The sequence below is a fragment of the Amycolatopsis sp. ATCC 39116 genome (assembly GCF_000231075.2).
GTDB classification, from domain to species: Bacteria; Actinomycetota; Actinomycetes; order Mycobacteriales; family Pseudonocardiaceae; genus Amycolatopsis_E; species Amycolatopsis_E tucumanensis.
Map to the genome: position 1 here is coordinate 100714 of NZ_AFWY03000004.1, position 21664 is coordinate 122377.

At 71.8% G+C, this 21664-nt stretch carries 24 protein-coding genes; 11 read left to right on the forward strand and 13 right to left on the reverse strand.

The annotated features are described in order from the left end of the window. Positions 1–35: 35 nt before the first annotated feature. On the reverse strand, positions 36–1646 hold the full coding sequence (locus tag AMY39116_RS0306615; RefSeq protein ID WP_027935697.1) for an AMP-binding protein: 1611 nt from the start codon (positions 1644–1646) through the stop codon (positions 36–38). Between the two features lie 85 nt (positions 1647–1731). Here AMY39116_RS0306615 and AMY39116_RS0306620 point away from each other — a divergent pair, with 85 nt between their 5' ends. Both AMY39116_RS0306620 and AMY39116_RS0306625 read left to right on the forward strand, forming a co-directional pair. Continuing rightward, positions 1732–2493 carry a PhzF family phenazine biosynthesis protein gene (locus AMY39116_RS0306620; RefSeq protein ID WP_020416912.1) on the forward strand — a complete coding sequence of 254 codons (762 nt, stop codon included), beginning with the start codon at positions 1732–1734 and terminating at the stop codon, positions 2491–2493. Further along, positions 2493–2894, forward strand: a complete 402-nt coding sequence (locus AMY39116_RS0306625) for a YccF domain-containing protein (RefSeq protein ID WP_020416913.1) — start codon at positions 2493–2495, stop codon at positions 2892–2894. The genes AMY39116_RS0306620 and AMY39116_RS0306625 overlap by 1 nt, the downstream gene beginning before the upstream one ends. Here the strand turns inward: AMY39116_RS0306625 and AMY39116_RS0306630 are convergent. Further along, positions 2882–3301, reverse strand: coding sequence for a MarR family winged helix-turn-helix transcriptional regulator (locus AMY39116_RS0306630; RefSeq protein WP_020416914.1), 420 nt, complete (start codon positions 3299–3301; stop codon positions 2882–2884). The two genes, AMY39116_RS0306625 and AMY39116_RS0306630, sit on opposite strands and share 13 nt — an antisense overlap. A gap of 81 nt (positions 3302–3382) precedes the next feature. On the opposite strand from AMY39116_RS0306630, the gene AMY39116_RS0306635 reads away from it, so the two are divergent. The 5 genes from AMY39116_RS0306635 to AMY39116_RS0306655 all read left to right on the forward strand — a co-directional run bounded on the left by AMY39116_RS0306635 (position 3383) and on the right by AMY39116_RS0306655 (position 9751). Continuing rightward, on the forward strand, positions 3383–4564 hold the full coding sequence (locus AMY39116_RS0306635) for an MFS transporter (RefSeq protein ID WP_063710137.1): 1182 nt from the start codon (positions 3383–3385) through the stop codon (positions 4562–4564). An 88-nt stretch (positions 4565–4652) separates the two neighbouring features. After that, complete coding sequence (locus AMY39116_RS0306640; protein WP_020416916.1) at positions 4653–5402, forward strand: ABC transporter ATP-binding protein; 750 nt, start codon at positions 4653–4655, stop codon at positions 5400–5402. Beyond that, the gene (locus AMY39116_RS0306645; RefSeq protein WP_202961400.1) at positions 5399–7897 is read left to right on the forward strand and encodes an ABC transporter permease; all 2499 of its coding nucleotides are present in this window, start codon (positions 5399–5401) and stop codon (positions 7895–7897) included. The genes AMY39116_RS0306640 and AMY39116_RS0306645 overlap by 4 nt, the downstream gene beginning before the upstream one ends. Positions 7898–7907: 10 nt before the next feature. Further along, complete coding sequence (locus AMY39116_RS0306650; protein WP_027935699.1) at positions 7908–9119, forward strand: sensor histidine kinase; 1212 nt, start codon at positions 7908–7910, stop codon at positions 9117–9119. Continuing rightward, positions 9107–9751: a response regulator transcription factor gene (locus AMY39116_RS0306655; RefSeq protein ID WP_027935700.1), complete on the forward strand. Its 645-nt coding sequence runs from the start codon at positions 9107–9109 to the stop codon at positions 9749–9751. The genes AMY39116_RS0306650 and AMY39116_RS0306655 overlap by 13 nt, the downstream gene beginning before the upstream one ends. Here AMY39116_RS0306655 and AMY39116_RS0306660 read toward each other — a convergent pair. Continuing rightward, on the reverse strand, positions 9741–11183 hold the full coding sequence (locus tag AMY39116_RS0306660) for an FAD-dependent monooxygenase (protein ID WP_027935701.1): 1443 nt from the start codon (positions 11181–11183) through the stop codon (positions 9741–9743). The two genes, AMY39116_RS0306655 and AMY39116_RS0306660, sit on opposite strands and share 11 nt — an antisense overlap. Positions 11184–11221: 38 nt before the next feature. Between AMY39116_RS0306660 and AMY39116_RS0306665 the strand changes: the two genes are divergently transcribed. Beyond that, complete coding sequence (locus AMY39116_RS0306665) at positions 11222–11863, forward strand: TetR/AcrR family transcriptional regulator C-terminal domain-containing protein (RefSeq protein WP_020416921.1); 642 nt, start codon at positions 11222–11224, stop codon at positions 11861–11863. Here the strand turns inward: AMY39116_RS0306665 and AMY39116_RS0306670 are convergent. From AMY39116_RS0306670 to AMY39116_RS0306705, 8 genes are read right to left on the reverse strand one after another with little or no spacing between them, the layout of a single operon-like run. Beyond that, positions 11860–12174 (reverse strand): hypothetical protein, encoded by a 315-nt coding sequence (locus tag AMY39116_RS0306670; protein WP_020416922.1) that lies wholly within the window; start codon positions 12172–12174, stop codon positions 11860–11862. The genes AMY39116_RS0306665 and AMY39116_RS0306670 overlap by 4 nt on opposite strands. Positions 12175–12177: 3 nt before the next feature. Continuing rightward, positions 12178–12984 carry a metallophosphoesterase family protein gene (locus AMY39116_RS0306675; RefSeq protein ID WP_020416923.1) on the reverse strand — a complete coding sequence of 269 codons (807 nt, stop codon included), beginning with the start codon at positions 12982–12984 and terminating at the stop codon, positions 12178–12180. 27 nt (positions 12985–13011) lie between these two features. Continuing rightward, a complete protein-coding gene (locus AMY39116_RS0306680; RefSeq protein ID WP_026153557.1) occupies positions 13012–13812 on the reverse strand; it encodes an HAD-IIA family hydrolase in 801 nt (266 codons plus the stop codon). After that, positions 13809–14885 carry a sulfate/molybdate ABC transporter ATP-binding protein gene (locus tag AMY39116_RS0306685; RefSeq protein WP_020416924.1) on the reverse strand — a complete coding sequence of 359 codons (1077 nt, stop codon included), beginning with the start codon at positions 14883–14885 and terminating at the stop codon, positions 13809–13811. Before AMY39116_RS0306685 ends, AMY39116_RS0306680 begins: the two co-directional genes overlap by 4 nt. Next, positions 14882–15658 (reverse strand): ABC transporter permease, encoded by a 777-nt coding sequence (locus tag AMY39116_RS0306690; protein ID WP_020416925.1) that lies wholly within the window; start codon positions 15656–15658, stop codon positions 14882–14884. Before AMY39116_RS0306690 ends, AMY39116_RS0306685 begins: the two co-directional genes overlap by 4 nt. A 10-nt stretch (positions 15659–15668) precedes the next feature. Further along, a complete protein-coding gene (gene modA, locus AMY39116_RS0306695; RefSeq protein WP_020416926.1) occupies positions 15669–16421 on the reverse strand; it encodes a molybdate ABC transporter substrate-binding protein in 753 nt (250 codons plus the stop codon). After that, complete coding sequence (locus AMY39116_RS0306700) at positions 16418–16822, reverse strand: molybdopterin-binding protein (protein ID WP_020416927.1); 405 nt, start codon at positions 16820–16822, stop codon at positions 16418–16420. Before AMY39116_RS0306700 ends, modA begins: the two co-directional genes overlap by 4 nt. Before the next feature lie 33 nt (positions 16823–16855). Further along, on the reverse strand, positions 16856–17332 hold the full coding sequence (locus tag AMY39116_RS0306705; RefSeq protein WP_039791268.1) for a MarR family transcriptional regulator: 477 nt from the start codon (positions 17330–17332) through the stop codon (positions 16856–16858). Positions 17333–17434: 102 nt separating this feature from the next. Here AMY39116_RS0306705 and moaA point away from each other — a divergent pair, with 102 nt between their 5' ends. The 3 genes from moaA to AMY39116_RS0306720 all read left to right on the forward strand — a co-directional run bounded on the left by moaA (position 17435) and on the right by AMY39116_RS0306720 (position 19850). Then, positions 17435–18496, forward strand: a complete 1062-nt coding sequence (gene moaA, locus AMY39116_RS0306710) for a GTP 3',8-cyclase MoaA (RefSeq protein ID WP_039791269.1) — start codon at positions 17435–17437, stop codon at positions 18494–18496. Positions 18497–18505: 9 nt separating this feature from the next. Continuing rightward, positions 18506–18757 (forward strand): MoaD/ThiS family protein, encoded by a 252-nt coding sequence (locus AMY39116_RS0306715; RefSeq protein WP_020416930.1) that lies wholly within the window; start codon positions 18506–18508, stop codon positions 18755–18757. A gap of 445 nt (positions 18758–19202) precedes the next feature. Beyond that, positions 19203–19850: a transglycosylase family protein gene (locus tag AMY39116_RS0306720; protein ID WP_020416931.1), complete on the forward strand. Its 648-nt coding sequence runs from the start codon at positions 19203–19205 to the stop codon at positions 19848–19850. A gap of 90 nt (positions 19851–19940) precedes the next feature. Here the strand turns inward: AMY39116_RS0306720 and AMY39116_RS0306725 are convergent, their stop codons facing one another. Further along, positions 19941–20918 (reverse strand): molybdenum cofactor biosynthesis protein MoaE, encoded by a 978-nt coding sequence (locus AMY39116_RS0306725; protein ID WP_020416932.1) that lies wholly within the window; start codon positions 20916–20918, stop codon positions 19941–19943. Beyond that, positions 20915–21385, reverse strand: a complete 471-nt coding sequence (gene moaC, locus AMY39116_RS0306730) for a cyclic pyranopterin monophosphate synthase MoaC (RefSeq protein ID WP_020416933.1) — start codon at positions 21383–21385, stop codon at positions 20915–20917. Before moaC ends, AMY39116_RS0306725 begins: the two co-directional genes overlap by 4 nt. Positions 21386–21664 lie beyond the last annotated feature (279 nt).

Sequence of the window (21664 nt, forward strand, 5' to 3'; positions counted from 1 at the left end):
TAGTCGCCTGCTTTGCGTTGCCGGGTGGCGGTTTTTTATTTCAGGTCGAGGATCTTCAGTGCCTTCTCTCGCATTTCGACCTTCCTGACCTTGCCGGTCACGGTCATCGGGAACTCGTCCACGATGTGCACGTACTTCGGGATCTTGTAATGCGCCAGCTTCCCCGTGCAGAACTCCCGCAGCGACTCCGCCGTCAGTGGCTGGGCTCCTTCGCGCATCCGGATCCACGCCATCAGCTCTTCGCCGTAGCGCTGGTCCGGCACGCCGATCACCTGGGCGTCCAGCACATCCGGGTGCGTGTAGAGGAATTCCTCGATCTCCCGGGGGTAGATGTTCTCGCCACCGCGGATGACCATGTCCTTGATGCGCCCGGTGATCTGAATGTAGCCCTCGTCGTCCATCACGCCGAGGTCGCCGGTGTGCATCCACCTCGCCTTGTCGATCACCTCGGCCGTCTTGTCCGGCTGGTCCCAGTACCCGAGCATCACCGAGTAGCCCCGGGTGCACAGCTCGCCCGGCTCGCCGCGCGGCACCGTCAGCCCGGTCTCCGGGTCGACGATCTTGACCTCCAGGTGCGGCCCGACCCGTCCGACGGTCGACACCCGCCGCTCGATCGAGTCGTCCGACCGGGTCTGCGTGGACACCGGAGAGGTTTCCGTCATGCCATAGCAAATGGACACCTCGGCCATGCCCATCCGCTCGATGACCTGCTTCATCACCTCGACCGGGCAGGGCGAGCCGGCCATGATGCCGGTTCGCAGGCTGCTCAGGTCGTAGTCCTCGAAGCCGGGCTCGGCCAGCTCGGCGATGAACATCGTGGGCACCCCGTACAAGGACGTGCACCGCTCCGCCTCCACCGCCTGCAGCGTGGCCTTCGGCTCGAACGACGGCGCCGGGATCACCATGCACGCCCCGTGGGTGGTGGCCGCGAGGTTGCCCATCACCATCCCGAAGCAGTGGTAGAACGGCACCGGGATGCACACCCGGTCCGCCTCGGTGTAGTGGCACAGCTCGCCGACGAAGAAGCCGTTGTTGAGGATGTTGTGGTGCGACAGGGTCGCGCCCTTCGGGAAGCCCGTCGTGCCCGAGGTGTACTGGATGTTGATCGGGTCGTCGGCGGACAGGCCGACCTCGGGCAACGCCTTGCCCCGCCCGGACTCCATCAACTCCGACCACTCGTCCGAGCCCAGCAGCACCACCTGCTCCAGCGCGGCGCACCGCGGCCGGACCTCCTCGATCATCGCCGCGTAGTCGGACGTCTTGAACGTGCGGGCCGCGACCAGCATCTTCACCCCGGCCTGGTTCAGCACGAACTCCAGCTCGTGCGACCGGTAGGCGGGGTTGATGTTGACCAGCACCACGCCGATCTTCGCCGTCGCGTACTGCAGGAACGTCCACTCGGCACAGTTCGGCGACCAGATCCCCACCCGGTCGCCCTTGCCGATGCCGCGCCCGGCCAGCCCGGCGGCCAGCGCGTCGACCTCGGCGGCCAGCTCACGGTAGGTCCACCGGCGGCCCGACGCGTACTCCACCAGCGCGTCCCGGTCGCCGAACGCGGCCACGGTCCGGTCGAAGTTGTCACCGATCGTGTCACCCAGCAAGGGCACCTCGGAGATACCCGACGCATAACTCGGCACGGCTGGCATGACGCCTCCTCGGACGCTGTCGACACTGACTGTGACCGAGTTTAGAAATCCCGGCTCATCCCGGACACCCCCTAGAGTGGGTGGCATGCGGCTCTCGATCGTCGACTCGTTCACCGGCACCCCGTTCGCGGGCAACCCGGCCGGAGTGGTGCTGCTCGACGAGCCTGCCGACCCGGCGTGGATGCAGTCGGTGGCCGCTGAGCTGCGGCACTCGGAGACGGCGTTCGTCGAGGTCACCGGCGACGGCCCGAAGCCGCTGCGCTGGTTCACGCCGACGGTCGAGGTCGACCTGTGCGGGCACGCCACCCTCGCCGCCGGGCACGTCCTCGGCGGCGAGCAGGTGTTCACCACCCGCAGCGGCGAGCTGCGCACCCGCGCCGCCGACGGGTGGGTCAGCATGGACTTCCCGAACGACCCGCCACGCGCCGCCGACGACGACGTCCTGGACGCGTTGCCGGGCGTGACGATCGCGGGCGTCGCCCGCGGCAAGTGGGACATCCTGGTCGAGGCCACCGACGCCGCCCAGGTCCGCGAGCTGAAGCCGGACCTCGACGTCATCGCGGGGTGGGACGCGCGCTGCGTGATCGTCACCGCGCCCGGCGACCGGGACGACGTGGACTTCGTCAGCCGCGTCTTCGGGCCCGCCGTCGGCGTGCCGGAGGACCCGGTGACCGGATCGGCGCACTGCCTGCTGGCGCCGTTCTGGGCGGAGAAACTGGGGCGGGTCAAGCTCGTCGGCGAGCAGGCGTCGGAACGCGGCGGGATCGTCCGGGTCCTGGTGAACGGGGATCGGGTGACGCTGTCCGGACAGGCCGTCACCGTAGTCAGTGGGGAGCTGCACGCCTGATGCGCATCATCCTGAACCTGATCTGGCTGGTCTTCGCCGGCTTCTGGATGGCTCTCGCGTACGTGGTGGCGGGGATCGTCTGCTGCATCCTGATCATCACGATCCCGTTCGGCATCGCGTCGTTCCGCATCGCGAACTACGCGCTGTGGCCGTTCGGCCGCACGATCGTCGACCGCCGCGGCGCCGGTGTCGGGTCCCTGATCGGCAACGTCATCTGGATCATCTTCGCGGGCATCTGGCTCGCCATCGGACACGTCCTCACCGGGATCGCCCTGTGCGTCACGATCATCGGGATCCCGCTCGGGCTGGCGAACTTCAAACTGATCCCGGTTTCGCTGATGCCCCTTGGCAAGGCGATCGTGCCGGTCGACCGCGGCACCGAGGCGTACTACCGCCCCTGAGGCCCGACGAGCTCGCGCAGCAACTCGACCAGCTGCTCCTGCTGCTCCCGGCCGAGTGAGACCAGCGGCGACGCGCGGTCGAGGCGGTCGAGCACGCCGGCCCGCGCGTCACGCCCGGCGGCCGTCAGCACGATCTCCTTGGCCCGCCGGTCGGTCGGGTGCGGCCTGCGCTGCACCAGGCCCTGCTCCTCGAGCCGGTCGACGACGAACGTCGCGTTCGAGGCCTCGCACGACATCCGGCTCGCCAGCTCCCGCGCCGTGATCGGCTCCGACAACTCGCGCAGGGCGACGACCTGCGTCGGGGTCAGGCCGACCTCCTCGCCGACCCGCCGCACGTGCACGTCCAGCCGTCGCGCGAACTCGTGCACGAGTTTGCACACGTCGCGGTCGATCCCGGCGTCCACCATGATCCCGAGTCTAGCGACGGTGTTCCGAACTGTGATAGTTCTGACTAGCATTATTGCAGTTCGAATCATTTGGGGGTCGTGGTGCCGTTGCCCGTCTTCTCGCTGATGCTCGTCGTCTTCGGGCTCACCACCGGCGAGTTCGTGATCGCCGGTCTCGTGCCGGACGTCGCAGCCGGCCTGTCCGTGTCCGTCCCGTCGGCCGGTCTGCTGGTCAGCGCCTACGCCGCGGGGATGATCGTGGGCGGCCCGGTCCTCACCGCCCTCACCGCGCGCGTCGGCCGGAAACCGCTGATCACCGGCCTCGTCGTGGTGTCCGTGCTGGGGAACCTGGGATCGGCCCTCGCGCCGGGGTACGCCGTCCTGCTGCTGGCGAGGTTCGTCGCGGGCCTGGTCGTCGCCACGTTCTTCGCGGTCGCGATCGCCACCACGGCGGCGATGGCCGCGCCGGGCCGGCAGCCGAGCATGATCGCGAAGGTCGCGCTGGGGATGAACCTCGGGATCGTTCTGGGCACACCACTGGGCACGTTCGTGGGGCACCACTTCGGCTGGCGGTCCACCTTCGTCGCGGTCGCGGCGATCACGCTCCTCGCGCTGCTGCTGGTGCTGCGTTCCGTCCCGGCGTTCCCGGCGGCCGGTGCGTCGGCTGCCGGGGAACTGCGGGTCCTTACCGACCGCGAGGTGCAGCTCGGCATCCTCCTGACCGCGGTGGGAAACCTCGGCGCCGTCACGGTTTTCACCTACATCGCGACACTGCTGACCGACGTGAGCGGCTTCGGCTCGGACGCCGTGCCGGTGCTGCTGCTCGTGTACGGAGCCGGGGCGGTGCTCGGGAACCTGCTCGGCGGACGGCTCGCCGACCGCGCGCTGATGCCGTCGCTCGCCTGGATGCTCGCCGCGCTCGCCGTCACGTTGCTGCTGTTCTGGATCGCCGGCGACAACCGCGTGGCAGCGGCGATCCTGACGTTCGTGCTCGGCGCGCTGGCGTTCGCGATCATCCCCGGCATGCAGACGCGCGTGCTCACCGCCGCGGGAGCCGCGCCGACGCTCGCCATCGCGGTCAACGCCTCCGGCTTCCAGCTCGCCGCCGCGTTCGGCGGGTGGCTGGGCGGACAGCTGCTGACCGGCGCCGGCGCGGAAGCGCTCTACCCGGCCGCGGCCGCCGTCACGCTGGCGGGTCTGGGCATCGCGCTGGCGATGCTGCGCCGCGACTCGACCAGTGACGTGCCGGTCGACCGCGGCACGGAGGCGAACCACCGCCCCTGATCGCGGCCGCGGGGTAGGGCCAGCCCTACCCCGTAGATCATTGCCCGCCCGGTGGGGCCCGGACCCGCCCGCGACCAGGATCTTTCCCATGGTGCTGGTACGGAATTCGATGGACGCTCCGCCGCGGGAAGTGGTCGAGCTGCTCGAGGTGACGAAGGTGCATCCCGGTGGGGTGCAGGCGCTCGACGGCGTCACCGCGGGATTCACCCGCGGGACGTTCACGGCGGTGATGGGGCCCTCCGGGTCGGGCAAGTCGACGCTGCTGCACTGCGCGGCGGGCCTGGACCGGCCGACGTCGGGCCGGGTCGTGCTGGCCGGACGTGACGTCGCGACCCTGCGTGAGCCGAAGCTGACCGCGGTCCGGCGCGCCCACGTCGGGTTCGTGTTCCAGTCGTTCAACCTCGTCGACTCGCTTTCGGTGTGGGACAACGTGTTGCTGCCGCAGCGGCTCGCCGGCGTCCGGCCGGACCGCGAGTGGGCACGGGAACTGCTGACCCGGGTGGGCCTGGCCGGGCGGGAGAAGGCGCGGCCGGGTCAGCTGTCGGGCGGGCAGCAGCAGCGGGTCGCGCTCGCCCGCGCGCTGGCCGGCAGGCCGGAGGTGATCTTCGGGGACGAGCCGACGGGTGCGCTGGACCTGTCCACCGGGCGCGAGGTGCTGGGCCTGCTGCGCCGGTTCGTCGACGAGCTGGGCGCGACGATCGTGATGGTGACGCACGACCCGGCCGCGGCCGCCTGGGCCGACCGCGCGGTGTTCCTCGCCGACGGCCGGGTCGCCGGCGAGCTGGCCGCGCCGTCCGCCGAGCAGGTGTCGGCGCGCATGATGGAGCTGACCCGATGATGCGCAAACTCGCCGCGGCCGGCGTGCGGCACCGGCTCGGGTCGTTCGTGGGCACGTTCCTCACCGCGTTCCTGGCGATCGCGCTGATCGCCGGCAGCGGGCTGCTGCTGTGGTCGGTACTGACCCAGGGACCCGGCGGGAACCGGTTCGCCGCCACGGACGCGGTGGTCGCGGGTGACCGGTCGGTCGTGCTGACCACCGCCACCGACAAGGGCGACAAGGTCAAGACCAAGACGAAGGAGGAACGGCTCACCGGTGCCGAACCGCTGCCGGCCGGGCTGACCGGGGAGCTGGCGGCGGTGCCCGGGGTGGCCGCCGCCGTCGCGGACTACGCGTTCCCGGTGGCGCTCGACCTCGGCGGCGAGCCGGTGCGGGCGCCGGACGCGGCGAGCGTCGCGCACGGCTGGTCCTCGGCCGCGCTGACGCCCTACCCTTTGCGGGAAGGCGCCGCGCCGCGTCCGGGCGAAGTGGTGCTGCAGGCCGCGTTCGGGGTGCCCGTCGGTCAGTCCGTGCGGCTGACCACCCGCACCGGCGTGCACGACCTGCTGGTGGCCGGCGTGGTCGACGGGGACGTGCCGGGACAGGCGGCGGTGTTCATCGCCGACGAGCAGGTCGCCGAGCTGTCCGGGCTGCCCGGCCCGACCGCGGTCGCGGTGCGCCTGGAGCCGGGCGTGGACACCGGGACCGCGCTGGCGGCGCTGGGCGAGCGGGTCCGCGGCACCGCCACCGTCCACACGGGAGCGGACCGGGTCACCGCCGATCTCCCCGGCGCGGTCCCCGACTACATCGGCGCGATCTCCATCTTCGGGTTCGTCCTCGGCATCACCGGCTTCGCGGCGGTGTTCGTGCTGACCGGCACGGTGTCGCTGGCCGTCCAGCAGCGGTTGCGGGAACTCGCCTTGCTGCGAGCCGCGGGCGCCACGCCCCGGCAGCTGCGCCGGATGCTGAGGCTGGAGATCACGCTGGTGACGGTGGCCGCGGCCGTGCCCGGCCTGCCGTGCGGGATCGTGGTGGCCGAGCTGGTCGCCGCCCGGTTCCGCGACCTCGGCGCGGTGCCACCGCAGTTCACCGTGTCGCTCAACGCGGTCGTGCTGATCGCCGCGGTCGTGCTGGGCCTCGCGGTGACGGTGCTGGCCACGGCGATCGCGGCCCGTCGGGCGGTGCGAATCGCTCCGACGCAGGCGCTGCGGGAAACCGTGACGGCAGGCCGCGTCGGCAAGGCGCCACGGATCGTCCTCGCGACCGTCCTGACCGCCGGTGCCGTGGCCGTGCTGAGCCTGGTGCCGCTCGGCGGCCCGTTCGGCATGGGGATGGGGTTCATCTCCTGCTCGCTGCTGCTGTGCGCGGCCGCCGCGCTCGGGCCGCTCGTCGTCGGTCCCCTCACCGCGGTGGTGGCCAGGGTCGCTGGGGTCGCCGGCGCCACCGGCAGGCTGGCGAGCGCGATGACCCGCGCCGACAGCAGGCGCGTCGTCGGCGTCGCGATCCCGCTGACGCTGATGTTCGCGATCAACGGCACGATGCTGCTCAACGGCGACATCCTCACCGAAGTGACCGGCGACCAGCAGGCCGCGCGCACGGCGCCGGCGACGGTCCGGGTCGCCGCGGCCATGCCGCTCGGGACCGCCAACGAGGTCACGGCTCTGCCCGAGGTGACCGGCTCCGCCGCGACGCTGGCCACGCGGGTCGTCGTCGACCAGGAGGGCAAGCCCGAGGACTACGCCGCGCAGGGCTTGCGGACGACGGGTGAGCCTGCCGTCGATCTCGGTGTGCGGCAAGGGGAACTGGCACTGCGGGACGGGACGGTCGCCGTGAGCGAACCGCTCGCGGAGGCGCGCGGCTGGCACGTCGGCGACCGGCCGGTGTTCTGGCTCGCCGACGGCACGCGGACCGAGCTGACCGTCGTCGCCGTCTACGCGAACTGGCGCGGCTTCGGTGACCTGGTGCTGCCCGCCGACCTCGTCGCCGCGCACGATCCACGCGGTCTCGTCACCTCCTTGTACCTGCGCGGCACCCCCGGCCTCGTCACCGCGGTCGAACACCGGTGGCCGGCGGCGCCCGTCACGGATCCGCGGGCGGGCGCGGCGGACGTCCAGAACCAGCAGGCGGCGTGGGAGCTGATGGTGGCCATCTCGCTCGGTTTCACCGCGATCGCCGTCGTCAACACCTTCGCCATCGCGACCGGGGCACGCCGCCGGGAGTTCGCCGACCTGCGCCTGGCCGGTGCCACCCCGAGGCAACTGCACCGCATGCTCGACCGCGAAACGCTCATCACCGTGGTGGTCGCGCTGGTGCTGGGTGGTGTGCTCAGCGGCGCGGTGGTCGGCACGTTCAGCGTCGCGCAGGACGGCCAGTGGCGGCTGTTCGCCGAGCCGCTGCGGTACCTGGCGCTGCTCGGCGGGGTCGGCCTGCTCGGCGCGATCGCCGGGATCGTCCCGGCCCGCGTGGTGATCCGCCCCCGGTCGCTGCCCTCCGGCGCCGCCCGTGCCGACGGCTAGATTGATCACCGTGATCCGCCGTGGGGCGCGTGCGATGGCCCACCTGCTGACCAGCCTGCTGCTGGGGCCCGCGACCTTCGCGTGGGCCCTGGTCACCACGCTGGTCAGCGGCGTGCTGTCGTTCACCTACCTCGCCCCGCCCGCGTTCCTCGCGGTCACCTGGGGCACCCGGCGGATCGCGGAGTTCGAGCGGTGGCGGGCGGCGCTGGTGCTCGGGCGGCACGTCGAATCGCCGTATCCGGCTCTATTGCGCGGGAACCCGTGGCGCCGGGGGCGCGCGCTGGTCCGCGAGCCGGCCACCTGGCGCGACCTGGCGTGGTTGCTGTCCTTGTTCCCGGCCGGGCTCGCGGGGCTGGCCGGCCTGGTCGCCGGAGTCGTCGACCTCGCGACGATCCTTGCGCCGCTGTGGCTGTGGTCGGTGCCCAACCCGTACCTGCCGCCCGTGGTGGACTGGCTGTTCAACACCGTCGGCGGCCGGTTCGCGCTCACCGGCATCGGGTTGGTGCTGGCGCCGGTCGTGTGGCCGCTCGTGACCACCGCGGCCAACCTGCAGGCCCGTGCCGCGGCGATGCTGCTGGAAGCCGGCCCCCGGCAACGGCTCGCGCGCCGCGCCCGCGAGCTGGCCGTCACCCGTCGCCGCGTGGTCGACGCGCAAGCCGCCGAGCTGAAGCGGATCGAGCGCGATCTGCACGACGGCGCGCAGGCCCGCATCGTCGCCGCCGGCATGACCCTCGCGCTCGCCGAGCGCAAGCTGCGCCCGGCCGGGGACGACCTCCGCAACGCCCGCCGGCAGCTCGACGAGGCACTGGCCGAACTGCGCCGTCTGGTCCGCGGCATCCACCCGCCGATCCTCACCGACCGCGGACTGGTGGCCGCACTCGCCGCGCTCGCGGGCGACGCGCCCCTGCCCGTCGAGGTCCGCGCGGACGAGCTGGGGGACCTACCGCCCGCGGTCGAATCGGCGGCCTACTTCGTCGCCGCGGAAGGGCTCGCGAACGTCGTGAAGCACGCCGGCGCGGACGCCTGCACCATCAGCATCCGCCGCACCGGAGACACGTTGTCCCTCACGGTCCGCGACGACGGCCGGGGCGGCGCCGACCAGACCGGAGCCGGACTCGACGGCCTGCGCCGCCGGGTCGAGGCGCTCGACGGCACGATGTCGGTCACCAGTCCGGCAGGCGGGCCGACCACCGTCCGAGCGGAGTTGCCATGCGCGTTGTGATCGCCGAAGACCTGCTGCTGCTGCGCGACGGGCTGGTGCGGATGCTGACCGACACCGGCCACGACGTCGTCGCGGCCGTCGCGACGGCGCCGGAACTGGAAGCGGCGGTGGCCGAGCACCGACCGGACGTGTCCATCGTGGACGTGCGGTTACCGCCGGGCTTCCGGGACGAAGGCCTGCGGGCGGCCCTGTCCATCCGCGGGCGCGAGCCGCGGACGCCGATCCTGATCCTGTCCCAGTACGTCGAGCGCGTGTACGCCGCCGAGCTGATCGCCGACGGCCAGGGCGCGGTCGGTTACCTGCTCAAGGACCGCGTGACGGCGCTCGACGACTTCCTCGACGCGCTGGAGCGCGTGGCCGCCGGCGGCACCGCGATGGACCCCGAGGTGGTGCGGCAGTTGTTCGCGCGCAACACCGGCGACCAGGGCATCGCGGCGCTCACGGCGCGCGAACGCGAGGTGCTCGGGCTGGTCGCGCAGGGGCTGTCGAACTCGGCGATCTGCGCGGAACTGGTGCTCGCACCGGCCTCGGTGGAAAAGCACATCGGCAACATCCTGACCAAATTGGACCTGCCCCCGTCCGACGACACCCACCGCAGGGTGCGGGCGGTCCTCGCCTACCTCAACCAGTGACGGGCCCCAGCCACTTGGCGCAGGCGGCACGAAGTCCGTCGACACCCGGTGCGGCCGTCCACGCCACGTGGCCGTCGGGGCGGATGAGGACGGCCGGCGGGAAGCCGGACGGGCCCTTGGCGACGACGACGTCGAGCCGGTCGTCCCAATCCCGCGCGGCGGCCGCCGGTTCCGGGTCGCCTGCGAGGTCCAGCAGCACCGCCCGGCCCGCGTGCAGCAGCGTGAACAGCCGGGTCGCGCCGTGTTCGGTGACGAGGTCGAGGTCCGGCATCCGCAGTCCCAGCAAGGGATCCGCGTCGCCGAGCGGGTAGCGGACGTCGAGCGCGGTGATCATGCCGGCGAGTGCGTAGTTCACCTCCTCGATCGCGATCTGGCCGGCGAACACCTCCCGCAGGGCGTCGACGTGCGCTCCCGGCCGGCTCAACGCGGTCTGCGCGCGGGTGTTGTGCAGGAGCCGTTCGCCGACGGGGTGCCGTTCCGCGTGGTAGGTGTCGAGCAGGGCCTCGGGCGCGTGACCGCGGACGACCGCGGCCAGCTTCCAGCCGAGGTTGACCGCGTCCTGCACACCCGTGTTCAGGCCCTGCCCGCCCGCCGGGAAGTGGATGTGCGCCGCGTCGCCGGCGAGCAGCACGCGGCCGCGCCGGTACTGCTCGGCCTGTCGCGCGGCGTCGCCGTAGCGGGAGATCCAGCGGGGGCTGTGCATGCCGAAGTCGGTGCCCGCGATCTCGATCAGCGACTCGCGCAACTGCTCGAACGTGACCGGCTCGTCCCGGCCGGCCACGCGGTCGTAGCGGGTGGTCATGACCCGGTACCAGCCCGGCTGCAAGCCCAGCACCGAGAAGTCGCCGTGCTCGGTGCGGCGCATGAAGACCGGCTCGCCGGGCGGGTCGGTCAGCTCGACGTCGCCGAGCAGCGCGGTCAGCGTCGCGGGCGTGCCGGGAAAGCCGATGCCGGCGAGCTTGCGGACGGCGCTGCGCCCGCCGTCGCAGCCGACCAGGTAGGCCGCCTCGATGGTGGCACCGTCCGCCAGCGCCACCTCGACGCCGGTCGCGTCCTGCCGGAACCCGGTCACCTCGGACGACCACCGCACCCGCACGCCCAGCTCGGCGGCCCACTGCTCCAGCAGCCGCTCCACGTCGGCCTGCAACAGGTTCAGCAGGAACGGGTACCGGGTCGGCAGGCGGCTGAAGTCCAGCCACAGCCCCGAAAAGTGGCCCACCTGCATCGGGCGGCCCGCCGCGAGGAACCGGTCGGCGACGCCCCGCTGGTCCAGCACCTCCAGGGTGCGCGCGTGCAACCCGCCCGCGCGCGATTCGCCGCTGCGGCCGGGCAGGCGGTCCAGCACGGTCACGTCGACCCCGGCCAGCCGCAGTTCACAGGCGAGCATCAAACCGGTCGGCCCGCCGCCGGCGATCACCACGTTCTCTAACATGATTAGAGAGTTCCCTAACTCTGTTAGAGTGTCAAGCCATGGCGATCAATCCGGAGGTCATCGCGCGGACGGCGCTGCGACTGCTCACCGACGTCGGCCTCGACGGGCTCACGATGCGGCTGGTCGCGACGGAACTCGGCGTGCGGGCGCCGACCCTGTACTGGCACGTGAAGAACAAGCAGGAACTACTGGACGCGATGGCCACCACGATGTACCTGGAAGCCACCGGAGGGCTCGAAGCGCCGGGCGCCGAGGTGTCCTGGGAGGACTGGCTGGCCGACGGCGCCCGCCGCCTGCGGCGCACGATGCTGCGCTACCGCGACGGCGCGCGCGTCCTGGCCGGCACGAACACCACGCACCCCGGGATGTTCCGCACGGTCGAACTCACGCTGCGCACACTGCGGGACGCGGGTTTCTCGGCGGCGGACGCGGCGGAGGGCTACCCCGCGCTGCTGCACTACACGATCGGCTTCACGATCGAGGAACAAGCCCGCACGGGCACCGCCTACGGTGAAGACAACCCGTACGAACCGGGCCGCCTGGAGCGATCCATCGACCGCGAACAGTTCCCGCTCACCGCGAGCATGGTCGGCCACATCTTCGCGCCGGACACCGACGCCGCCTTCGAAGCCGGACTGCGCCTCATCCTGACCGGCCTCCGCACCACGTACCTGCGTTAGTCCCCCATGAACCACAGGTAGCTGCCGGGCGTGGCCGCGCACGCTTCGAGCATCCCGGCGAGATCGGCCAGCGCGGCCCGGGCCGCGGGGTCGGTGCAGTCCCGCAGCAGCGCGGAAACCTGCGGCAGCGCCGCCTCCGCCACCTGCTCGTTGAACATCGTGTCGCCGTACGGGTCCACCCAGCTCAACCTGCCCGTGTCGACACCGTCCAGCACCCGGGCCAGCGCCTCGCCGTGCTCGTAGGATCCGCGCAGGAGCGACGATCCGTCGCGTGCGGGACGGCCGGCGTGGAGTTCCAGCTCCACCCCCACCGGTCAGTCCTCCGGCTTCCAGGGCAGCGGCACCACCAGGCAGGGCCCGCCGACGAACAACCCGCCGTCGATGCCCAGCACCTTCCCGCCGGCGTACAGGTAGGGCGCCTCGATCTGGCTGGGGTGGATGCCGAGCTGGTCGGCGATCACGCTGTGCCCGTGCACGATCCGCTCGCCGCCCAGCTGCTCCAGCAGGTAGTCGGCGATGTCCGGGCCGTGCGGGCCGCGGAAGGCGTAGCGCGTCGTCATGCGGCGCCACACGTCCCACCACTCCACCAGGTCGTCGCCGACGAGGATTTCGCGCACGGTGGTGTTGATGTCCTCGGCGTCGTCGCCCCAGTCGAGGTATTCGACGGTGTCCGAGTGCATCAGCAGGTGACCGGCGGCGTGCGCGATCAGCGGCCTGCTGGTCAGCCACTCGACGTGCTCGTCGGTCAGCGCGTCCTGATCGGACAGCTGCCCGCCGTTGATCTCCCAGCTGCGGGCGAAGCTGCGCGGCCCGAAGTCGGACGGCACCTCGGTGTCGCCGAAGCGGTGCATGCCCAGCAGCAGGATCTCGTGGTTGCCCAGCAACGTCCGCGTCGACCCGCCTGCCTCGGCCGCCTGCCGGTGCAGCCGCATCACCAGGTCGATCACGCCGATCCCGTCCGGGCCACGGTCGACGAAGTCGCCGAGGAACCACAGGTGCGCGTCCTCGCCGGACCAGTCGCCGGACTCGTCGACCAACCCGGCGCGGCGCAGCGCTGCCACCAGCGGTTCCCGGTGCCCGTGCACGTCGCCGACGACGTAGGTGCGCTGGTGGTCACTCATCCCTCGACGATAGGCGGTTGCCGCAGGTCAGGTGAGCACCGCCCCGTCCCCGAACGGGTCCTGCGTGCGGCCGACCAGGTCCGCGATCGAGTCGAGCACCAGCGTCGGCCGGTACGGGTAGCGCTCGGCCGACTCCTTGGTGGAGATGCCGGTGAGCACCAGGATCGTCTGCAACCCGGCCTCGATGCCCGAGTGCACGTCGGTGTCCATCCGGTCGCCGATCATGATCGTGCCCTCGGAGTGCGCGCCGAGGCTGCGCAGCGCCGACCGCATCATCAGCGGGTTCGGCTTGCCCACGAAGTACGGCTGCCGCCCGGTGGCCCGCTCGATGAGGGCCGCTATCGACCCGGTGGCGGGCAGGCTGCCCTCCAGGCTGGGCCCGGTGGCGTCCGGGTTGGTGGCGATGAACTTCGCGCCGGCCTCGATGAGCCGGATGGCGCGGGTGATCGCGGTGAAGCTGTACGTGCGGGTCTCACCGAGCACCACGTAGTCCGGGTCGCGGTCGGTGAGCACGTACCCGGCCTCGTGCAGCGCCGTGGTCAGCCCGGCCTCGCCGATGACGAACGCCGACCCGCCCGGCCGCTGGCTGTGCAGGAACTTCGCGGTCGCCAGCGCGGAGGTCCAGATGCGTTCTTCGGGCACGTCCAGCCCGGTGCGCAGCAGCCGGGCCCGCAGGTCGCGCGGGGTGTAGATGGAGTTGTTGGTCAGCACCAGGAACGGGGTGTCGTTGGCCCGCAGCTCGGCGAGGAACTCGTCGGCGCCGGGCACCAGGTGCTCCTCGTGCACCAGCACGCCGTCCATGTCGGTCAGATAGGTCCAACGGCTCATGCCTGAAGACTAGCCGGGTGCACCGTCACCGCGGTGGCCTTGATCGCGAGCCGCACCGGCACACCCGGCTCCAAGCGCAGGTCAGCGACCGCGGCCGGGGTGAGATCGGCGGACAGGCCGTCCGCCCAGCCCTCGCCCGCGGCCCGGACCCGGATCACCGGTCCGTGTGGTTCGAGCGCGCCGACGACGGCCCCGATCGTGTTGCGCGGGCTGCCCGGGTGCCCGTCCTCGGCGGGGTGCACCGACACCGCGCTCGGCTCGAACACCGCGACCGCCGGTTCGCCGGTGACCGCGTCCGGCGACAGGATCCCGGCGACCAGGCCGCCGTCCGCGGTCCGCAGTCCCTCGGCGACCGCGGTCCCGGGCACCAGGTTGAGCCCGGCGATCCGCGCGGTGAACGCCGTTCGGGGCGCGGCCAGCACTTCCCGCGTCGGACCGCGTTCGACCACCCGGCCCGCGGCCAGCACCACCACGTGATCGGCCAGCGCCAGCGCGTCCAGCGGATCGTGGGTGACCAGCACCGTCGAGCGGTGCGGGTCGGCGGCCAGCACCCGCCGCAGCAGGCCGCGGATGGCCGGAGCGGCGTCGACGTCGAGCGCCGCCAGCGGCTCGTCGAGCAGCAGCAGGTCAGGGTTCCCGGCCAGCGCCCTGGCGACCGCGACGCGCTGCGCCTGACCACCGGAGAGCTGCGACGGCTTGCGCTCGGCGAACTCGGCCGCGTCCACCTCGGCCAGCCAGCGCCGGGCGATCTCCCGCGACTCGGCGCGCCCCGCTCCCTTGGACCGCGGCGAGAACGCCACGTTGTCCACAACGGACAGGTGAGGGAAGAGCAGCGCGTCCTGCGACAGCAGGCCGACGGCCCGGTCGTGCGCGGGCAGGTCGTGCAACTCCCGCCCGCCGAGGGTGATCACCGCCCGGTCCGGCCGGAACAGCCCGGCGAGGCACCCCAGGATGCTCGACTTGCCGGAGCCGTTCGGGCCAAGGATCGCCAGCACGCTCCCGGCGGGCACGTCGAACTCCGCGGACAACGCGAAGGTGCCGCGGGTCAGCTCGATCTCGGCGTGCAGGCTCACCGGGCGGTCCCCTCCAGCGCCCGCGGCCGGGCGACCGCGATGACCACGACCGCGACGACGATCAGCAGCAGCGCCAGCGCGACCGCACTGTCCACATCGGCCTCGGCCTGCACGTAGACCTCCAGCGGCAACGTCCTCGTCACGCCTTCGTAGCTGCCGGCGAACGTGATGGTCGCGCCGAACTCGCCAAGCGCGCGGGCGAAGCTGAGCACCGCGCCCGAGCCGAGCGCGGGCAGCAGCAACGGCAGCGTGACCCGCCGGAACACCGTCCACGGGCGGGCGCCCAGGGTCGAGGCGATCTGCTCGTATCGGTCGCCGCCGCTGCGCAGCGCGCCCTCCAGGCTCACCACCAGGAACGGCATCGCGACGAAGGTCTGGGCGATGATCACCGCCGCCGTGGTGAACGGGACCTGCACCCCGGCCGTCACGCCCAGCAGGTAGCCGAGGAACCCCTTGCGGCCGAGCAGGTACAGCAGCGCGAGCCCGCCGACGACCGGCGGCAGGACCAGCGGCAGCAGCACGACCGCGCGCAGCACCCGGATCCCGCGGACGGTCGAGCGGGCGAGCACGACCGCCAGCGGCACGCCGAGCACGATGCACGCGACCGTCGACACGGCCGCGGTCTCCAGCGACAACCGCAGCGCGGTGAGGGCGGCGTCGCTGACGATCAGCTCCGGCAGGCGACGGAGGTCCGTCCGCACGAGCAGGCCGACCACCGGCAGCACGACGAGCGCGAGGGCGAGCACCGCGGGCACCCACAGAACCCACGGCACCCGCCGGGTCCTACGGAGCGCCAAAACCGGCCTTCTGCAGCTCGGCCCGGCCCTGCTCGCCCAGCACGAACTCGACCCACTGCTTCGCGAGTCCGGACTGCGGGGCGTCCTTGACGACGGCGATCGGGTAGGAGTTGACCGCCTGCGCCGCCTCCGGGAAGTCGACCCGGCCGACCTTGCCCGCGGCGCTCGCCGCGTCAGTCACGTAGACCAGGCCGGCGTCCGCGTCCCCGGTCTGCACCTTGTTCAAGACCTGCTTGACGTCCTGCTCCTCGCTGGCGGGCCGCAGCGCCACCCCGGTGCTCCGCTCGACCTTCTCCGCCGCGGAGCCGCACGGCACCTGCGGGGCGCAGACGATGACGGTCAGCCCGCCCCGCGCGAGGTCGGCGAATCCCGTGATGCCCTTCGGATTGCCCGGCGCGACGGCGATGGTCAGCCGGTTCGTCGCGAACACCGACGGCGCGCCGTCGACCACCCCGGCCTGCACGGCCTTGTCCATGTTGGTCTGGTCGGCCGAGGCGAACACGTCGGCCCGCGCGCCGTTCGACAGCTGCTGCACCAGCGCGGACGAGCCGGCGAAGTTGAACTTGACCTCGGTGCCCGGGTGCGCCGACTCGAACGCCGTCTTCAACCCGGTGAACGACTCGGTGAGCGAGGCCGCGGCGAACACCGTCAGCGTCTGGCTCTCGCTCCCGCCCGACGACGACCCGCACCCGGTGATCATCAGCGCGGCCGCGGCCACGAGGGCGCCCAGCTTCTTCAACTCTGTCCTCCCGGAGTCTCGACGACCACGGTGGTCGCCTTCACCACCGCGACCGCCAGCGATCCGGGCTTCAGGTCCAGCTCCCGCACCGCCTCGGCGCTCATCAGCGACACCACGCGGAACGGCCCGCACTGCAGCTCGACCTGGGCCATCACCTTGTCCACGACCACGTCGGTGACCAGGCCGACGAACCGGTTGCGGGCGGAGCGCCCGACACCGGAGGGGTCGTTGGGACGGGCGGCCTGCTCACGCGCGAAGGCGGCGAGCTCCGCGCCGTCGACGACCTTGCGGCCGGCGCCGTCGGTGGTGGCGGCAAGCTGCCCGCCCCGCACCCAGCGCCGGACGGTGTCGTCGCTGACGCCGAGCAGCTCGGCGGCTTCGGACAACCGGAATTGCGGCATGGAGGCGAGATTACTTCCGCAATTGCGGAAAAGCTATGGGGTTTGCCCGAGAACGTCCGCACGCAAGAGGTCGAGCAGTTCGTTCTGGTACCGCTCGATCGCGTCGCGTTCGGCCGGACTGAACTTCTCCAGCACCTTCTCGGTGATCACGAGCGCCGACTCGAACAGCGGCGCGATCTTCTCCTCGTCCAGCGGCAGGACCTCGACGAGGACCTTGCGGCGGTCCCGGACGTCCCGCACGCGGCGCACGAAACCCGCGCGCTCCAACCGGTCGATCACGCCGGTCACCGCGCCGGTGGACAGGCCGGTGAGCTTGGCGATCTCCCCCGCGGTCAGCGGACCCTCCGCGCGGGCGGCCAGGTCGAGGGCCTTGTGGTCGGTGGCGGACAGCCCCAGCTTCTCGGCGATCTGGGCGTGCCGGAGGACGGCGAGGGTGCTCGATTCCCGGCCGATCTCGGCGAAGCGGGCGAGCACGTCGCCGGGCACCGGGTACCTTTTTTCCTCCGGCATCCGGCGCGTCCCTTCCCAAGTGGTCTTCGCAGTTGAAACACTCTGCTACTGAGACATTCTAGTGAGGATCCACGGTGTGGTCGGCGGGTTAGGCTGGTGTCAATGAGTGCGGTAGATCTCGGGCTCCCCCGCGTGCCGGGCACACGCGGAACCACGCAGCCCCGCCCTGACAACCCCGCCCTCGTCGACACGTTCGGCCGCGTAGCGACGGATTTGCGCGTGTCGCTGACCGACCGCTGCAACCTCCGCTGCACGTACTGCATGCCGGCCGAGGGCCTGCCGTGGCTGCCCGGTGACGAGGTGCTCACCGACAGCGAGCTCCTGCGGCTGCTGCGGATAGCGGTCGAACGCCTCGGCGTCACCGACATCCGGCTCACCGGCGGCGAACCGCTGTTGCGGCCCGGGCTCGAGCACCTGGTCGGGGAGATCACGGCGTTGCGCCCCCGGCCCCGGCTTTCCATGACCACCAACGGGATCGGGCTCGCCAAGCGCGCCCGCGCGTTCGCCGAAGCGGGCCTGGACCGGATCAACATCTCGCTCGACACCGTCGATCCCGAGACGTTCGTGCGGATCACCCGGCGCGACCGGCTCAGCCACGTGCTGGACGGCCTCGCCGCCGCCCGGGACGCGGGGCTGGACCCGGTCAAGGTGAACGCGGTGCTGCTGCGCGGGATCAACGAGCACGAGGCCGCGCCGCTGCTGCGGTTCTGCCTCGACCACGGCTACCACCTGCGGTTCATCGAGCAGATGCCGCTGGATGCCCAGCACGGCTGGAACCGCGCGGACATGGTGACGGCGGAGGAGATCTTTTCCTTGCTCAGCAAGGAGTTCACGCTCTCGCCGAGCCCGGAGGCGCGCGGCGGGGCGCCTGCCGAGCGCTGGCTCGTCGACGGCGGCCCGGGCGACGTCGGGATCATCGCGTCGGTCACGCGCCCGTTCTGCGCGGCCTGCGAGCGCACGCGCCTGACGGCCGACGGGGCCGTGCGGTCGTGCCTGTTCAGCAACGACGAGACGGACCTGCGCGCGCTGTTGCGCGGCGGGGCGGACGACGAGGCGATCGCCCAGGCCTGGCGCACGACGATGTGGGGCAAGCTGGCCGGCCACGAGATCAACGACGCCGGCTTCGCCCAGCCGATCCGGCCGATGAGCGCGATCGGGGGATAGATCTTGACCATGAGCGTCCGGGTGCGGTATTTCGCGTCCGCGCGCGCGGCCGCGGGCGTGGAAGAAGAGGTACTCCAACTGCCCGCCGGCGCGTCCGTCGCCGAGGCCGTCGTCGCTCTCCGTGATCTTCATCCGGAGACCCTCCCGCGGATCCTCCAGGCGGCCAGCTTCCTCGTCGACGGGGTGGCCGTCCGCGACCGTTCGCGCCCCCTCCCGGAGGGGGCCGAACTGGACGTCCTGCCGCCCTTCGCGGGCGGTTGAACGCGGTTCACGATTGGTCCAACCGTGCCGGAACGACGTGATCCAGACCTCACGATCGGTGAAATATCTCGACTTGGAAACGGCCAGGTAACGGCGCGCTGACCAGGAAAAACGACGAGATCGGCATAGGTTGCGCGATGTTACTGTGATGTAGGACACACCTCGAATAATTTCCGATCACGCTCGCCGTTACGTACCGTCGCTTTTCGGCTGGCCCCGACCGGCCAAGGCAACACCGGGATTCCGAGCGCCAAACCCTGTCCGGCGGAATCCCGGACCAAACCCCGAGCGAAAGAAGGTTTTCCGGACAGGGACGGAGAGGGTCGGACCCGAGCGTTTTTCGCGAAGGCCCGATTGGCTCGCCCGGACCCCGCCGGGTGGAGCAGGACCCGTCAGGGTTCGCCTCGCAGCTTCGGCCCGTCGGTGCGAAAGCCGAGTTGATGGAATGTCCTACCGAGGCAAGCACCGCAAGATGTCCCCCGCCGCTCGCAACATCGCCCGCGTCGCTGTCGCGGGTCTCGCGGTCGGCACCCCGCTGGCGATCGCCGCGACCCCCGCGCAGGCCGCCAGCGTCAACTGGGACGCCATCGCGCAGTGCGAGAGCGGTGGCAACTGGAGCACCAACACCGGCAACGGCTACTACGGTGGTCTGCAGTTCTCCGCCAGCACCTGGAAGGCCTACGGCGGCACCGGCAGCGCGGCGAACGCTTCCCGCGAGGAGCAGATCGCCGTCGCCGAGCGCGTCCTGCAGGGCCAGGGCATCGGCGCCTGGCCGGTCTGCGGCAAGAAGGCCGGTTCTTCGGCGAGCTACAAGGGCAAGAACACCCAGGGCTCGACCCAGAAGAAGGCCACCACGCCGAAGAAGTCCACCGCTCCGAAGAGCACGCCGAAGAAGAGCACCCCGGCTCCGGCCGTGAGCGTTCCGACCTCCAACCCCAACGGTGACTACACCGTGGTGGCCGGCGACACGCTGTCCGGGATCGCCAAGAAGTTCAACGTCGAGGGCGGCTACCAGAAGCTTCAGGAGCTGAACTCGCAGTACATCTCGAACCCGAACCTGATCCTGGTCGGGCAGAAGATCGCCACGAAGTGACGCTGGGGGTGTCCGGCAGCCCCACCGCAATCCCCCGGGTGGTGGGGCGCCGGCACCCTGGCGGTTCGGGTTCCACCCGCGCCGCAGGCGTCAGGGCGAGTTGACCCACTCGTCCGTGCCATCGGTGAAGTGCTGGTGCTTCCACACCGGCAACTGGGCCTTCACCTCGTCGACCAGTTCGGCGCAGGTGGCGAAGGCCTCGGCCCGGTGGTCGGCGGACACAGCGCAAGCGAGCGCCACGTCCCCGATCTCCAGGGCTCCGATCCGGTGGCTGACGGCGATCGTCCGCACTCCACTGCGGCGGCCGGCGACCTGAGCGACCACGCGGGCGAGCACATCGCCCGCGCTCGGGTGTCCCTCGTAGAACAGGGACTTCACGCCCTTGCCGCCATCGTGGTCGCGGACGACGCCACCGAAGGTCACCACCGCTCCGGCGGACTGGTCGTCCACGAGGGCCGCGTGCTCCTCGACGGACAACGGCTGATCGGTCACCTCGGCCCGCGCGATGTGCGCGGTCGCCTGGGTGACCGTCGGCGTTTCCGGGGTCTTCGCGGCGGGCGTTTCGGCTGTTTCGGCGGCCGGGCGTGGGTGGTCGCCGCCCGCGAGCTGGTCGACGGCGTGCGTGAGCACCCCGTCGAGCACGCCGAGCCCGTCCTTCACCCCGCCGCGTGAACCGGGCAGGTTCACGACCAGGGTCCGGCCGGCGACACCGGCCACGCCGCGGGACAGCACCGCGGTCGGCACCTTGGGCAGTCCGGCGGACCGGATCGCCTCCGCGAGGCCCGGCAGCTGGTGGTCCAGCAGCGGCGCCGTGACGTCCGGCGTGCGGTCGGTGGGCGAGATCCCGGTGCCGCCGGTCGTGATGACCACGTGCACGTCGTCGTGGAGCGCCTCACGCAGCGCCTGGGCGACCGGGTCGCCGTCGGGCACCACCCGCGGTTCCGGCACGTCGAACCCGCGCTCAGCGAGCCAGGCGACGATCACCGGCCCCGTGTGGTCGGCGTAGACCCCCGCCGAAGCCCGATTCGACGCGACGATCACCCGCGCGGTGCGCTTGTCGTTGCTCATGGCCGCTCCCACACGCCGGACTTGCCGCCGAGCTTGCGCTCCAAACGGACCCCGTCCAAGGTGGCTGCGGGGTCGACGGCCTTGATCATGTCGTGCACGGTGAGCCCCGCCACGGCGACGGCGGTGAGCGCCTCCATCTCGACCCCGGTGCGATCGGTGGTCTTGACGGTCGCCGTGATGCGCACTTCGGCGGGCCCGAGGTCGAACTCGACCTTGACGCCGGACAGGGCGATCTGGTGGCAGAGCGGGATCAGGTCCGGCACCTTCTTGGCGCCCATGATCCCGGCGATGCGCGCGGTCGCGAGGGCGTCGCCCTTGGGCAGCCCGTCCCGCGACAACAGGTCGATCACCTCGGCGGTGGTGTGCACAACCCCCGTGGCGACGGCCGTCCGAGCGGTGGCCTGCTTGCCGGAGACGTCGACCATCCGGGCAGCGCCCTTCTCGTCGACGTGGCTCAGTTCACTCACGAGACAAGGCTAAACGCCGAGCCCCACCTGCCGAGTGAAGGGGCATCCGAGCCGCGACCGTCCGGCCCGCACGTGGCAGGACCGGACGGGCGTCCCGCTGGCCCAGTGCGCCACCCGCACGGCCCCGCGAACCGCCCCCGGACGGGGGTCCGAGCAGCCCAGGGGGCCGGCGGCACCGCGCCAGGCGCCGCGGGGGCATGGCCAGCGGCACGTCTGTCCGGTCTGTTTCGATGGCGGGCGTCCCACCAGCCCCGCCGCACCACCCCGGTCCACCCACCG

Bases quoted from the DNA above. Each gene is read 5' to 3' on its own strand.
- AMY39116_RS0306615 (WP_027935697.1), bottom strand. From the start codon at position 1,646: ATGCCAGCCGTGCCGAGTTATGCGTCGGGTATCTCCGAGGTGCCCTTG.
- AMY39116_RS0306620 (WP_020416912.1), top strand. From the start codon at position 1,732: ATGCGGCTCTCGATCGTCGACTCGTTCACCGGCACCCCGTTCGCGGGC.
- AMY39116_RS0306625 (WP_020416913.1), top strand. From the start codon at position 2,493: ATGCGCATCATCCTGAACCTGATCTGGCTGGTCTTCGCCGGCTTCTGG.
- AMY39116_RS0306630 (WP_020416914.1), bottom strand. From the start codon at position 3,301: ATGGTGGACGCCGGGATCGACCGCGACGTGTGCAAACTCGTGCACGAG.
- AMY39116_RS0306640 (WP_020416916.1), top strand. From the start codon at position 4,653: ATGGTGCTGGTACGGAATTCGATGGACGCTCCGCCGCGGGAAGTGGTC.
- AMY39116_RS0306645 (WP_202961400.1), top strand. From the start codon at position 5,399: ATGATGCGCAAACTCGCCGCGGCCGGCGTGCGGCACCGGCTCGGGTCG.
- AMY39116_RS0306655 (WP_027935700.1), top strand. From the start codon at position 9,107: ATGCGCGTTGTGATCGCCGAAGACCTGCTGCTGCTGCGCGACGGGCTG.
- AMY39116_RS0306660 (WP_027935701.1), bottom strand. From the start codon at position 11,183: ATGTTAGAGAACGTGGTGATCGCCGGCGGCGGGCCGACCGGTTTGATG.
- AMY39116_RS0306665 (WP_020416921.1), top strand. From the start codon at position 11,222: ATGGCGATCAATCCGGAGGTCATCGCGCGGACGGCGCTGCGACTGCTC.
- AMY39116_RS0306675 (WP_020416923.1), bottom strand. From the start codon at position 12,984: ATGAGTGACCACCAGCGCACCTACGTCGTCGGCGACGTGCACGGGCAC.
- AMY39116_RS0306680 (WP_026153557.1), bottom strand. From the start codon at position 13,812: ATGAGCCGTTGGACCTATCTGACCGACATGGACGGCGTGCTGGTGCAC.
- AMY39116_RS0306700 (WP_020416927.1), bottom strand. From the start codon at position 16,822: ATGCCGCAATTCCGGTTGTCCGAAGCCGCCGAGCTGCTCGGCGTCAGC.
- AMY39116_RS0306705 (WP_039791268.1), bottom strand. From the start codon at position 17,332: ATGCCGGAGGAAAAAAGGTACCCGGTGCCCGGCGACGTGCTCGCCCGC.
- moaA (WP_039791269.1), top strand. From the start codon at position 17,435: ATGAGTGCGGTAGATCTCGGGCTCCCCCGCGTGCCGGGCACACGCGGA.
- AMY39116_RS0306715 (WP_020416930.1), top strand. From the start codon at position 18,506: ATGAGCGTCCGGGTGCGGTATTTCGCGTCCGCGCGCGCGGCCGCGGGC.
- AMY39116_RS0306720 (WP_020416931.1), top strand. From the start codon at position 19,203: ATGTCCTACCGAGGCAAGCACCGCAAGATGTCCCCCGCCGCTCGCAAC.
- AMY39116_RS0306725 (WP_020416932.1), bottom strand. From the start codon at position 20,918: ATGAGCAACGACAAGCGCACCGCGCGGGTGATCGTCGCGTCGAATCGG.